The sequence below is a fragment of the Halorubrum sp. Atlit-26R genome (genome assembly GCF_003666015.1).
Classification (GTDB): Archaea; Halobacteriota; Halobacteria; order Halobacteriales; family Haloferacaceae; genus Halorubrum.
This window is the reverse complement of sequence record NZ_QPLT01000002.1, coordinates 94,940-108,484: the sequence shown is the minus strand read 5'-3', so window position 1 is coordinate 108,484 and position 13,545 is coordinate 94,940. Positions and strand designations below refer to the sequence as shown.

Here is a 13,545-nt window from a genome sequence, read left to right as displayed (position 1 = left end):
GAACCCCTCGCTGGGCCCGCGGAGCCGCGGGAATTCCCTCGTCGCCGCGGCGGGTCGCCGAGCGCGGGATATATGCCCGCCGCCGCGGAACGGCATACAACCGATGTCCGACGACGACTTCATCGACCTGCGGTCCGACACCGTCACGACGCCCTCGGAGGAGATGCGCGAGGCGGCCGCGACCGCCGAGGTCGGCGACGACGTGTACCGCGACGACCCGACGGTCAACGAGTTAGAGCGGCGCGCCGCCGACGCCGTGGGGACCGAGGCCGCACTGTACGTCCCCTCCGGGACGATGGCGAACCAGATCGCGGTCCACGTCCACACGGAGCCGGGGCAGGAGCTCCTCTTGGAGCGCGAGTCGCACATCTACCGCTGGGAGCTCGCCGGCGCGGCCAAGCTCTCCGGCGTCCAGACGCGGACGATCGACGCCGGCGACCGCTGCGTCCCGACGCCCGACGCGGTCCGCGAGGGCCTCGTCGACGAGGACCTCCACCGCCCCGGGACCGGCCTCCTCTCTCTGGAGAACACCCACAACTACCGCGGGGGGATCGCGGTCCCCGTCGACCGGATCGCGGCCGCGGCCGAGGCGGCCCGCGACGCCGACGTGCCGGTCCACCTCGACGGCGCGCGCGTGTTCAACGCCGCGGTGGCGCTCGGCGTCGACGCGAGCGAGATCGTCGCGCCCGCCGACAGCGTCACCTTCTGCCTCTCGAAGGGGCTCGGGGCGCCCGTCGGCTCGATCCTCGCCGGCGACGAGGCGTTTATCGAGGACGCGCGCCGCGTCCGCAAGCTGTTCGGCGGCGGGATGCGGCAGGCCGGGATGATCGCCGCGCCCGGGCTTCACGCGTTAGGGAACGTCGACCGCCTCGCCGAGGACCACGCCAGCGCGGAGCGGCTCGCGGCCGGGCTCGACGCCCTCGACGGCGTCGACGCGCCCGCGCCCGACACCAACATCGTCGTCGCGCACACCGAGGACGCCGGCATTCCGGCCGAGTCGCTCTACGTGGCCTGTAAGGACGCGGGCGTCGGCTGCGTCGAGTTCGACGACTACGCGACGCGGTTCACCACGCACCTCGACGTCGACGAGGCCGACGTCGACGAGGCGGTCGAGCGGATCGCCGACGTCGTCGACGACCTCCGGGACTGACACGCGGACTCGACCTCGCGCGCGAGCCGGCGTCCGCTCGACGGAAACGTTCAATTCGGCGGGTGACCAACGTCCCCGCATGGACGCACAGGCAGTCGACGCGGACGCACGGACCGGTCGAACCGTGGTGAACGACGCCCGCCCCTGAGGTCGTCGGCGTGGACATTAGCGGCCGCCACGAGGAGGGCGGCGAGTACCTGATGGTCGCGGCCGCGGTCCACGCGCGGATCGACTCCTCGCGGATCCGGTCAGTGGAGGGGATCGGGTTTGCCGCCGCACGCGAGGGTCCGACCCTGGAGGCGACCGTCGCGCTCGCCGCCGAGGCGGTCGGATCGCTCCCGAGTCCGCCGGACGGTCCGATCGTCGCGGAGGGCGGCGAGTTCTACGAGGAGCCGGCCGCGCGCGTCGGCCTCAGCTTCCAGCCCGACTTTAAATACGTCGAGAGCATAGGCGAGCGCGAGACAGTGCAGGCAGCACACCACGCCGCGTACGCCGCCCGAGACCTGCTCCGATGAGCGGGGGCACCGGGGAAGCGGACGCCGACGCCGAGTCGCCGACCGAGGGACGCCGCGCAGTCGTCGCCAAGCGCGTCGACTCCGGAGAAGCCGACCTCACCGAGATCGGGCAGCTCGCGGCCGCCGCGGGCTACGACGTGGTCGGCGAGCTCACCCAGACGCGCACCGAGGACGCTGCGTTCATGTTCGGCGAGGGGAAGGTCGCGGAGCTGCGCGACCTCGTCCGACGGACGGACGCCGAGGCGGTGATCATCGACAACGACGTGGGGCCCTACCAGACGTTCAACATCGGGGGCGAGCTCCCCGAGGGCGTCGAGGTGGTCGACCGGTTCACGCTCATCCTCGAAATTTTCGGCCAGCGCGCCAACACCCGGAAGGCGCAGCTTCAGGTCGAGCTCGCGGAGCTGCGCTACGAGCTGCCGCGCGCCGAGGCGAAGGCGAGCCTCGCGAAGCGCGACGAGCGCCCCGGGTTCATGGGGCTCGGCGAGTACGACGAGAGCGTCGAGCGCGACATCAAACGGCAGATCTCCGAGATCCGCGACGAGCTGGAGTCGATCGCGGAGAAGGAGGAGGCGCGCCGCGAGCAGCGCCGCGACTCCGGCTTCGATCTGGTCGCGCTCGCGGGCTACACCAACGCGGGGAAGTCGACGCTGATGCGCCGGCTCGCGGACGAGCTGGAAGTAGACGAGAACGCCGACCGCCACCGCGACCTCGACACCACCGCCGAGTCGCAGGACATGCTGTTCACGACGCTCGGGACCACCACGCGCCGCGCCGAGATGGAGAAGCGCGACGTCCTCCTCACCGACACGGTCGGGTTCATCGCGGACCTCCCCCACTGGCTCGTGGAGTCGTTCGAGTCGACGCTCGACTCCGTCTACCGCGCCGACCTCGTGCTGCTCGTCGTCGACGCCAGCGAGCCGGTCCCGGAGATGCGCGAGAAGCTCGTGACGAGCCACGACACCCTCTACGAGCGCAACGAGGCGCCCGTCGTCACCGTGTTCAACAAGATCGACCGGCTGGAGCCGGGCGAGCTCGCGGAGAAGCGCGGCGCGCTCTCCGGCGTCGCGCCCGATCCGATCGCCGTCTCTGCGAAGACGGGCGCGGGAGTCGCGGAGCTCCGCGACCGCGTCGAGGGCGAGCTCCCCGAGTGGGAGCGCGAGCGGCTCGTCCTCCCCGTCTCGGACGACGCGATGAGCCTCGTCTCGTGGGTCCACGACCACGGCCACGTCGCCGAGGAGACGTACGCGGGCGACCAGGTGACCGTCGACTTCGAGGCGAAGCCCTCCATCGTGGCCCGCGCCCGGGCGAAGGCCGCCGAGCTCTCGGCGCCGCCCGCCGAGGAGTCGGCCTGACCGCGGGCCGGCTGCGACCGCCGCGACCGCCGCATTCGGTGGGGACTCTCGCTCGGCGGAGACCCGGACAAAGTATACGGGCCTCCGCGGGCCATACGGTGTCATGGACGACCCCGGGACCGACGGTCGGCTCGTCGAGCGGGACGAGGACGCCGTCCCGCCGCCGGCCGACTTCCGGACGCGAGCCGCCGCGAGCGACCCCGCGGTGTACGAGCGGTTCGACCGCGAGGGCCCCGAGGCGTGGCGCGCGGCCGCCGACCTCCTGACGTGGGACCGCGAGTACGACGCCGTCCTCGACGACTCCGAGCCGCCCTTCTACGAGTGGTTCACGGGCGGCGAGCTGAACGCGTCGGCGAACTGCGTCGACCGCCACCTCGACGACCGCCGGAACCAGCTCGCGATCCGGTGGTTCGGGAAGCGCGGCGAGCGCCGGTCGTACACCTACCTCGACCTCCACCGCGAGGTGAACGCGGTCGCGGCCGGGCTCCGCGAGCTCGGCGTCGAGGAGGACGACGTGGTGACGCTGTACCTGCCGATGATCCCGGAGCTCCCGATCGCGATGCTCGCGTGCGCCCGCATCGGCGCGCCACACAACGTCGTCTTCGCGGGGCTCTCCGCGGAGGCGCTCGCGACGCGAATCGACGCGGCCGACTCCGAGTACCTGATCACCTGCGACGGCTACTACCGCCGCGAGGACGCGTTCAACCAGAAGTCGAAGGCCGACAACGCCCGGATCCGCGCCGAGGGGGAGCTGTCGGCCGCGGTCGTCGTCGACCGCCTCGGCGACGAGCTGGCCGTCTCGCTGGGCGACGACGAGCACGAGTACGACGCGCTCGTCGAGGCTCACGACGGCGAGACGGTCGAGCCCGTCGCCCGCGACGCGACCGACCTGCTGTTCGTGATGTACACCTCGGGGACGACCGGGCGGCCGAAGGGGGTCGAGCACGCGACGGGCGGCTACCTCGCGCACGTCGCGTGGACGACCCGGAACGTCCTCGACGTGCGCCCGGAGGACACCTACTGGTGCGCCGCCGACATCGGCTGGATCACGGGCCACTCCTACGGGGTGTACGGGCCGCTCGCGACCGGGACGACGACGGTGCTGTACGAGGGGTCGCCCGACTATCCGGACCGCGACCGCGTCTGGGACCTGATCGAGCGCAACGCGGTCAGCGTCTTCTACACCTCGCCGACCGCGATCCGGTCGTTCATGAAGTGGGGCGCGGAGTACCCCGAGTCGCACGACCTCTCGTCGGTCCGCCTGCTGGGGACCGTCGGCGAGTCGATCACCCCGAAGGCGTGGCGCTGGTACCGCGAGCACGTCGGCGGCGGCGACGTCCCCGTCGTCGACACGTGGTGGCAGACGGAGACGGGGGCCATCTCGCTCGCCACCCTCCCGGGGATCACGCCGATGAAGCCGGGGAAGGTCGGCCCGCCGCTGCCGGGTATCGACGCCCGCGTCGTCGACGAGGACGGCGAGCCGGTCGACCCGGGCGAGTCGGGATATCTCACGCTCGCCTCACCGTGGCCCGGCATGCTGCGCGGGCTCCGCGAGGGCGACGAGCGCTACCTGCGGGAGTACTGGGTGGAGGGCGAGGACGGCTGGCGCTACCGTACCGGCGACGGCGCGACCGTCGACGAGGACGGCTACGTCACGATCCTCGGGCGCGTCGACGACGTGATCAACGTCCGCGCACAGCGGTTCAACACCGGCGAGTTAGAGGCGGCCATCGTCGACGCCGACGGCGTGACCGAGGCCGCGGTCGTCGGCGACGGCGACGGGCACATCGTGGCGTACGTGACGACGAAGAGCGGGGTCGAGCCCGACGAGGCCCTCCGCGACGCCGTCGCGGACCGCCTGGCGAGCGCCGTCGGCGACGTGGCTCGCCCGGATCGCGTCGTGTTCACTCCCGAACTCCCCAAGACGCGGTCGGGGAAGATCATGCGACGCTTACTGGAGGACATCGCTCGCGGCGAGGAGTTCGGCGACGTGAGCGCGCTCCGCAACCCCGAGGTCGTGGGCGAGATCGAGTCGACGGTCAGAGAGAAACGTAATTAATAGCAGTTTCTCAATCAAGATCGAGAAGCGTGTAGTGGTTACTTGTCGGTGGCGCCCGTACCGTGGGGTATGAGCACGAGCCTCTTTTCGAAGAACGCGATCCACGCCCGCCGCCGCGCGGTGGCGAAGACCCTGTGCTACCGGGCGCTGATGGTGACGATCACGGTCGCGGTCGCGTGGCTCGTCGTCGGCGACCTCGGCCAGGCGGCGAGCATCGGCCTCGTGACCAACGCGGTAAAGACGCTCACGTACTACGGCTACGAGCGCCTGTGGGACCACGTCGCGTGGGGCGTGAGTGCGTCCAGGTGACGGGCGACCGCCGTTTCGGCGCGTAGAGGAAAGCCGAAACAGATCCGTCCGGACGTAGCTCCGATTGTGAACGCTCTCGTGACGGGGCGGCCGATGCCACCGCAGAATCCCGAATTCCGGAACAGTTTTGTTTCGGCTGCTTGTTGATTTCCGAAACGAATGGTCGACGGCCTCGACGCGGACGCGTACGACGCGCTCGTCACTGCCGCGGAGACGTATCGCGCGGCGCTCGTCGTCAGGTTGGCGGGCGAGGCCGGACTCCGGACCGAGGAGATAACCCGCGTCGCGCCGCGACACCTGCGCGAGGCGGAGTCGGTCGCGGGCGCGCGCCTCCTCGCGGTCCCCGCGGGCAACGACGGGAGCGCGGGCGGTGACTCGCCCCCGTCCGGTGACGAAGCCGTCGACCGCGAGACCGTCGTTCCGGCGTCGCTGGCGGCCGACCTCGACCGGTACGCGACGAGCGAGGGGCTCGACGGCGACGACCCGTACGTCGACGTCTCGCCCCGTCGCGTCCAGATGATCGTGAGCGAGACCGCGGCGCGGGCAGCCGGCCTCACCGACGCCGCGGTCGACGAGCGGGTCACCCCCAGTTCCCTGCGGAAGACGTTCGCGCGGCGGCAACTCGTCGACCGCGGCGTCGATCCGCGCGCGGTCCGCGACGCCGGCGGCTGGGAGTCGCTCGGCACGCTCGACCCGTACCTCGACCCGCTCGACGGCGAGGCGCTCGCGGCCGCCATCGCCGGCGACGAGGGGACCGCTGACCCGTCGGCGGAACGGGCGACGCGGACCGTCCTACCGGGATTCGAGGCGCTCGCGGACCCCGGGTCCGCGGCCCCGGCAGCGGCCGTCGCCGCCGGACTGATCGAGGCCGACCGCTGGGCCGAGGCGTGGGTCGTCCGTCGGGCGGTCGGCGGCGAGCGGGCGGACGTGACCGACGCGGCCGGCGTCGACCGCGAGACGCTCGCCGACCGCGGCGTCGCGGCCGGCGGTCCGTGGCTGGACGCGATAACGGACGGCGCACCGGCGACGACCGACGCCCGGCAGGAGACGGGCGGCCGGCCCGCGGTCGCGGTGCCGGTGGCCTCCGAGGGCGTGGTCCACGGCGCGCTCTGTGCCGTCACGGCCGACGGCGACGCGGTCGACGAGCCGGAGCGGCGGGCGCTCGCCGCCCTCGGCGGCTGTCTCGGCCGCGCGATCACCGCTGAGCGGTGGCGAGAACTGCTCCACTCCGACGCGGTCACAGAGGTCGAGTTCCACACGACCGACGAACGAGCGTTCCTCGCCCGCGCGAGCGAGCGACTGGGCTGTCGGATCGAGTTAGCGTCGACCGTCGACGTCGACGACGACGTCTCCCGGGCGTACCTCTCCGTCGACGGGGCCCGCCCGCAGGACGTCGCGGCGGTCGTCGAGTCGGCGCCGGGCGTCTCCGACTTCCGGGTGATAGAGACCGGGGAGGACGGCTGTTCGGCGTCGGTCCGCCTCGCGGACGGGTCGCTCGTCAGGGCGCTCATCGATTACGGCGCGACCGTGCGCGACGCGTCGGCCGCCGACGGCCGGGTCCGCGTCGTCGCGGACTTCCCCGAGGGGACGAACGTCCGGCCCGTCGCGGACGGGCTCCGCGACCGGTTCGCGGACGTGCGGCTCGCGAGCAAGGAGTCGGTCGCGCGTTCGCCGCGAACGGAGTCGTCGCTGCGTGACGGGGTCGCCGACCGGTTCACCGACCGCCAGTGGGCCGCGCTGTCGGCGGCGTACCACGGCGGCTACTTCGACTGGCCGCGCGGGAGCACGGCCGAGGAGGTGGCCGACGCGATGGGCGTCTCGTCGCCGACGTTCCACAACCACCTCCGGAAGGCCCAGCGAGCCCTCCTCGACGGCGTCTTCGAGGACGACGCGGACCGACCGATTCGGGAGGGCGACGGGCGGGTGACCCCGCCCGGCGGGTGACCGGCCGAATCGCGAGGCGGCGACGGGGTCTTCGATCCGACCGACCCCTCGTCGCCCGCTGAGACACCCGCGCCGGGTCGGAGAGGGTCTATCACGATTTTTCGTATTTAGCGTCAGCGTTTATATGCCGATATTGGTTGGGTACGACCGTACCATGACAGAGGGAGACGGCCAACTGGAAGCGAGATTAGCGGAACAGGAGGTATTCGAGCCGTCGGAGTCGTTCGTCGAGCAGGCGAACGTCTCCGACCCAGAGATATACGAGGAGTTCGAGGAGAACTGGCCCGAGTGCTGGGAGACGGCCGCCGACCTGCTGGAGTGGGAAACCGACTACGACCAGGTGCTCGACGACGGCAACCCGCCCTTCTACGAGTGGTTCACGGGCGGCGAGCTGAACGCGTCGGCGAACTGCCTCGACCGGCACCTCGACGAGCGCGGCGACGAGGCCGCCATCGAGTGGGTCGGCGAGCCGGTCGACGAGGACGATCGCACGTACACGTACGAGGAGCTCCACCGCGAGGTGAACGAGTTCGCGGCCGCCCTTCGGGAGCAGGGCGTCGAGGAGGACGACGTCGTCACGATGTACATGCCGATGATCCCGGAGCTGCCGATCGCGATGCTGGCGTGCGCCCGCATCGGCGCGCCCCACAGCGTCGTGTTCGCCGGGTTCTCGGCCGACGCGCTCGCGACGCGGATGAACGCCGCGGACTCCGAGTACCTCGTCACCTGCGACGGCTACTACCGCCGCGGCGACCCGCTCGATCACCTCGACAAGGCGAACGAGGGGCTCGCGGGCGTCGAACACGACACGACCACGGTCGTCGTCGACCGGCTCGGCCCGAACGGCGACGACTTCGGCCACGACCTCGGCGACGACCAGATCGACTACGGCGACCTCGTCGCGGAACACGAGGGCGCCGAGGTCGAGCCGGTCACGCGCGACGCCGAGGACATGCTGTTCCTGATGTACACCTCGGGGACGACGGGGAAGCCGAAGGGCGTGAAACACACGACCGGCGGCTACCTCTCGTGGGTGTCGTGGACCTCGCAGTCGGTGCTCGACATCAAGCCGGATGACACGTACTTCTGTTCGGCCGACATCGGCTGGATCACGGGGCACTCGTACATCGTCTACGGGCCGCTCTCGCTCGGCACGACGACGATGATGTACGAGGGGACGCCGGACCACCCGGAGCGCGACCGACTCTGGGAGATCGTCGAGGAGCACGAGGCGACCCAGCTGTACACCGCGCCGACGGCGATCCGGGCGTTCATGAAGTGGGGCTCGAAGTTCCCGGACCGCCACGACCTCTCCTCGCTGCGGCTGCTCGGCACGGTCGGCGAGCCGATCAACCCCCGCGCGTGGAAGTGGTACTACCAGCACATCGGCGACGAGGAGTGCCCCGTCGTCGACACGTGGTGGCAGACCGAGACCGGCGGGATGATGGTGACCACGCTCCCCGGCGTCAAGGACATGAAGCCCGGCGCCGCGGGGCCGCCGCTGCCGGGGCTCGACGTCCAGATCCTCGACACGCTCGGCGACGAGGTAGAGCCCGGGAAGGCCGGCTACCTCACGGTACAGAAGCCGTGGCCCGGCATGCTCCGGACGCTGTACAACAACGACGAGCGCTACATCGAGGAGTACTGGGCGGAGTACTCCGACACCGACAGCGACGACCCCGACGACTGGGTGTACTTCCCGGAGGACGGCGCGAAGATCGACGAGGACGGCTACATCACCGTCCTCGGCCGCGTCGACGACGTGCTCAACGTCTCCGGCCACCGGCTGGGGACGATGGAGATCGAGTCCGCGATCGTCGGCGTCGAGGGCGTCGCCGAGGCCGCGGTGGTCGGCGGGAACCACGACATCAAGGGCGAGGCGGTGTACGCCTACGTCACCACAGAGGACGGCTACGAGGGCAACGAGGAGCTCCGCGAGGCGATCGTCGCGGCCGTCGAGGACGCCATCGGCCCGATCGCCCGGCCCGAACAGGTCGTGTTCACGCCCGACCTGCCGAAGACCCGGTCCGGGAAGATCATGCGCCGCCTGCTGGAGAACATCGCCGACGGCGAGGAGCTCGGGAACACGAGCACGCTGCGGAACCCCGAGATCGTCGAGGAGATCCAACAGAAGGCCGACGCCGAGTAGCGCTCGGCGAGCCGTTTTCAACTGTTCCACTCACGACCACACCGGACCACACGACGACAATCATCACGAAAAAATCACACAAACGAGATCACAACACACGTCAAAACATGACAGATAATACCTCACGCGAACGAGACGACGCGGTCGCCGATAGTGGCCGCGCAACTGACGACGCGGCCACCGACGGTGGCCGGGCAACGAACGACGCGGTCACCGACGGGGGGCGCGCAACGAACGACGCGGCCACCGACGGGGGGCGCGCAACGAACGACGCGGCCACCGACGGCGGCGTCGCGTCCTCGGGAGCCGCACAGACGCACAACAACACCGACTACCTCGGAGCGGAGGTGAACATCCTGAACCCGAGCACGCCGTACATGCGCGATCACCTGCGCATCGTCTGGTCGGGGTTCGCCGTCTGGGTCCTCGCGGTGTGGGGGCCGGTGACCCTGACGAACTTCGCGCCGGGCGTGATGACGCAGACGATGCCGATCTTACAGTTCCCGCTCCACTACTTCCTCGTCGCGTTCGGCGCGCCGACCAGCGCGCTGATCTTAGCGTTCTGGTACTCGCGGAAGCGGGACGCGCTCGACGAGAAGTACGGTATCGACCACGCGACCGTGACGGAGAGCGGGAGCACCGCTGACGTCGCGGCGGCCGACGGGGGGAGCGAGGAATGACGGCGAGCTCGCTGCTCCTGCAGAGCGACCTCCTGCCGGAGGCGCTCAACATCTCGTTCAAGGTGGGTCCCGCGGTCCTCGTGATCGGGATGTTGGGGCTGTTCCTCACGATCGGGTTCGTCTTCCGCGTCGCCGACACCGAGGACATGTGGGTCGCCGGTCGGTCCATCGGGAACGTCGAGAACGGGATGGCGATCGGCGCGAACTGGATGTCCGCCGCGTCCTATCTCGGGATGGCGGCGTCGATCGCGCTGGCCGGCTTCTACGGGCTGGTGTACGTCGTCGGCTGGACGACGGGGTACTTCATCCTCCTCATCTTCCTCGCCGCGCAGCTGCGCCGGTTCGGGAAGTACACGGCGCCGGACTTCGTCGGCGACCGATTTAACTCCGACACCGCGCGCGCCATCGCGGCGATAACGACGTTCCTCATCGGCTTCGTCTACGCCATCGGGCAGGCGAAGGGGATGGCCCTGGTCGGCCTGTACATCTTCGGTAACTACGGGGGGCTCATCCCCGGCCTCGACGGGTACCAGGTGATGGTCGTCGCGATGATGGTCGTCACCGTCGGCTACCTGACGCTGTCCGGAATGTTGGGCGCCACGAAGAACCAGGCGGTCCAGTACGTCATCCTCATCCTCGCGTTCGTGGTCGGCCTGTTCGTCGTCGGCTGGACGAACGGCTACTCCACGGTGCTGCCGCAGCTGGAGTACGGCGCGCTGATCAGCCAGCTCGGCAGCGAGTTCTCCGAGCCGTTCGCCTCGTCGAGCTACTACCTCTGGGTCGCGACGACGTTCTCGCTGATCGTCGGTACCTGCGGGCTCCCGCACGTGCTCGTCCGGTTCTACACGGTCGAGAGCGAGCGGACGGCCCGCTGGTCGACGGTCTGGGGGTTGTTCTTCATCTGCATCCTCTACTGGAGCGCTCCCGCGTTCGCGGCGTTCGGGACCGACCTCTACTCGCAGAACGTCGGCGCGACGTACGGCGACCCCGGCATGACGGGCGCGGCCAGCGAGGTCATCGTCGTGCTGGCGGCGCAGCTGTCCGGGCTCCCGTCCTGGTTCGTCGGCATCGTCGCGGCGGGTGGTATCGCCGCGGCCATCGCGACGGTCGCCGGACTCTTTATCGCCGGCTCGTCGGCGATCAGCCACGACATCTACACGAACATCATCAACGAGGACGCGACGCAGCGCCAGCAGATCCTCGTCGGCCGCCTCTCGATCGTCGCGCTGGGCGCGCTGACCACGCTGGCGGCGCTCAATCCCGCCTCGTCGATCGCGGCGCTCGTGGGGTACGCGTTCTCGCTCGCCGGCTCCGTCCTGTTCCCGATGTTCTTCCTCGGCATGTGGTGGGAGAACGCCAACCGGCAGGGCGCGCTCGCCGGCATGACCACCGGGCTCACCCTCTGGTCGATCCCGATGATCAACCAGATCGTCCCGACGTACATCGGGTCGCTCGAGGCGCCGCTGTCGGCCGGGCTCGCGACGTGGATGCCCGCCATCGGCTCGGCGCTCATCACGCTCCCGATCGTGTTCGTCGTCACCATCGCCGTCTCCATGGCCACCGACGAGCCCTCGCTCGAAACGAAGCGGATCGTTCGGCAGTGTCACAGCCCCGAACCGATGGGGCAACAGGAGACCGCCGAGGACGTCGTCGCCGACGGCGGCGAGGACGTGGCGACCGATGGCGGCCGCGCAATGGACGACGCGGGCGCCGACGGCGGCCGCACAGTTGACCCCGACGAAACCACGGAGGAAGCGGAGTAATCCATGTACGACCGAATACTCGTTCCCACCGATGGCAGCGATGTCGCGGAGGCCGCCGTCGACCACGCGCTCGACCTCGCGGAGAAGTACGACGCCGAGGTCCACGCGCTGTACGTGGTCGACATCGACTCCGTGAACTTCAGCCTCGGCACCGAACAGGTCGACCGGCTCAAGCAGGGCCGGTTCGACGAGATGGGCGAGCTGAAAGAGCAGGCCGACGAGGCGACCGGCGTGGTCGCCGCGCGGGGAGCCGAACGCGGCGTCGACGTCGTCGAGCACGTCTCGGGCGGCCGGCCGCACAAGGTGATCGGCGACTACGCCGAGAACCACGACATCGACCTCATCGTGATGGGGAGCCACGGCCGGGCGGGCGTTCGCCGCGCGCTGCTGGGCAGCGTCACGGAGCGCACCCTGCGCTCGACGCACGTCCCCGTCCTCGTCGTCGACTACCTCGACGAGGACTGAGGTCGCGGTCCGACGGGGGACGCCTTCGGCCGCGGTGCGGCCGACCTCGTCGCGACCCGCGAATCGCTTCCTCGCGCGCTCGACGGCGCGCGATTCCGCAACACCGACGTACCCCCTCTTCCACACTCAGTTCATGCCCGACTCGGACGCCCCGGAGACGCCGGACGACCAGCCGACCGACCCGAGCGTCGCCGACCGCGCCCGGCACGTGCTCAGCGAGAACGGCACCGGGATGCTCCAGGACCTGCTGTTCGCGCTGGTGTGGGTGGGGATCGCGTCGGCGCTGTACAACGTCGCCTTCTCGACGGCCCCGCAGTGGGTGCTGTACATGTTCATGCTCGCCGGGATCCCGGCGTACTTCGGCTTCTTCATCTCGCTGGAGATGGCCAAGGAGCGCAGCGCGCGCTGACGGCTTTTTTATCAGGTATCGCTCCGCCGTTCACCCGGCGAGGTCGCGGATATCGGAGACGTCGAGCAGGGGGTCGTCCGGGTCCAGCGCGGCGCGGTACGTCGCCCGCGCGACGGTGTCGACGGAGAGTGGCCGCGCCTCGCCGAGCCGCGACGCGAGCGGCGGCGCGCTCGCGACGAACCGGAGGACGCGGTCGACGACGCCGGGGAGGTGCGGCTGTCCCGCGCCGTAGACGGGACCGGGACGGAGGGTAACGACGTCGAGGTCGAGGTCGGCGATGGACGCCTCGGCGCGGCGCTTGGCCGTCAGGTAGGCGTTTCGAACGCCGGGCGGCTTCGCCGCCGCGGAGAGGAAGACGAACGCGTCGACGCCGGCGCGTTCCGCCTCTAAGGCCGCGAGGAGGGCCGCGTCCCCGTTGACCCGCTCGAAGGTGACCCCCTCCGTCGGCGCCTCGGTGAGCGTCCCGACCGAGTGGACCACGGCGTCGACGCCGTCGAGGCGATCGCGCCACGCGTTCGGACGGAAGAGGTCGGCGCTCGTCCACGAGACGGCGTCCGCCCAGTCCTCGTCCACGTCGGGGCGACCGCTCCGCGAGACGCTGCGGACCTCGTGGCCGTCGCGGACCGCGAACCGGCAGACGTCGCGTCCGATGAAGCCGCTGCCGCCGACGACGAGGAGGGTCGACATGTGCCGGCGTACGCGCCGCGTCGTCTTGGGGCTTCGGGACCGCTGGCGGCGGAAAGATCG

At 70.5% G+C, this 13,545-nt stretch carries 12 protein-coding genes; 11 read left to right on the top strand and 1 reads right to left on the bottom strand.

Translation table 11 applies throughout. The annotated features are described in order from the left end of the window. The first annotated feature begins 103 nt into the window (after positions 1 to 103). The 11 genes from DVK07_RS02980 (at position 104) to DVK07_RS02930 (ending at position 12,798) form a co-directional block, all read left to right on the top strand. A complete protein-coding gene (locus tag DVK07_RS02980; RefSeq protein ID WP_121595670.1) occupies positions 104 to 1,150 on the top strand; it encodes a low specificity L-threonine aldolase in 1,047 nt (348 codons plus the stop codon). 158 nt (positions 1,151 to 1,308) lie between these two features. Then, complete coding sequence (locus DVK07_RS02975) at positions 1,309 to 1,665, top strand: DUF2209 family protein (protein ID WP_121595669.1); 357 nt, start codon at positions 1,309 to 1,311, stop codon at positions 1,663 to 1,665. Next, positions 1,662 to 3,020 (top strand): GTPase HflX, encoded by a 1,359-nt coding sequence (gene hflX, locus DVK07_RS02970; RefSeq protein WP_121595668.1) that lies wholly within the window; start codon positions 1,662 to 1,664, stop codon positions 3,018 to 3,020. Before DVK07_RS02975 ends, hflX begins: the two co-directional genes overlap by 4 nt. Before the next feature lie 103 nt (positions 3,021 to 3,123). Next, entirely contained in the window at positions 3,124 to 5,079 is a 1,956-nt protein-coding gene (gene acs / locus DVK07_RS02965) for an acetate--CoA ligase (protein WP_121595667.1), read from the top strand. A gap of 69 nt (positions 5,080 to 5,148) precedes the next feature. After that, a complete protein-coding gene (locus DVK07_RS02960) occupies positions 5,149 to 5,388 on the top strand; it encodes a DUF2061 domain-containing protein (protein WP_121595666.1) in 240 nt (79 codons plus the stop codon). Positions 5,389 to 5,547: 159 nt separating this feature from the next. Beyond that, a complete protein-coding gene (locus DVK07_RS02955) occupies positions 5,548 to 7,332 on the top strand; it encodes a bacterio-opsin activator domain-containing protein (RefSeq protein WP_121595665.1) in 1,785 nt (594 codons plus the stop codon). A 154-nt stretch (positions 7,333 to 7,486) separates the two neighbouring features. Further along, positions 7,487 to 9,481, top strand: a complete 1,995-nt coding sequence (gene acs / locus DVK07_RS02950) for an acetate--CoA ligase (protein ID WP_121595664.1) — start codon at positions 7,487 to 7,489, stop codon at positions 9,479 to 9,481. Positions 9,482 to 9,588: 107 nt separating this feature from the next. After that, entirely contained in the window at positions 9,589 to 10,161 is a 573-nt protein-coding gene (locus tag DVK07_RS02945) for a DUF4212 domain-containing protein (RefSeq protein ID WP_121595663.1), read from the top strand. Continuing rightward, a complete protein-coding gene (locus tag DVK07_RS02940) occupies positions 10,158 to 11,924 on the top strand; it encodes a VC_2705 family sodium/solute symporter (RefSeq protein ID WP_121595662.1) in 1,767 nt (588 codons plus the stop codon). The genes DVK07_RS02945 and DVK07_RS02940 overlap by 4 nt, the downstream gene beginning before the upstream one ends. Positions 11,925 to 11,927: 3 nt before the next feature. Then, positions 11,928 to 12,389: a universal stress protein gene (locus DVK07_RS02935; protein ID WP_121595661.1), complete on the top strand. Its 462-nt coding sequence runs from the start codon at positions 11,928 to 11,930 to the stop codon at positions 12,387 to 12,389. Between the two features lie 133 nt (positions 12,390 to 12,522). Next, on the top strand, positions 12,523 to 12,798 hold the full coding sequence (locus DVK07_RS02930) for a hypothetical protein (RefSeq protein ID WP_121595660.1): 276 nt from the start codon (positions 12,523 to 12,525) through the stop codon (positions 12,796 to 12,798). A gap of 30 nt (positions 12,799 to 12,828) precedes the next feature. Here DVK07_RS02930 and DVK07_RS02925 read toward each other — a convergent pair whose 3' ends face one another. After that, entirely contained in the window at positions 12,829 to 13,485 is a 657-nt protein-coding gene (locus tag DVK07_RS02925) for an NAD(P)-dependent oxidoreductase (RefSeq protein WP_121595659.1), read from the bottom strand. Between the last annotated feature and the right edge of the window lie 60 nt (positions 13,486 to 13,545).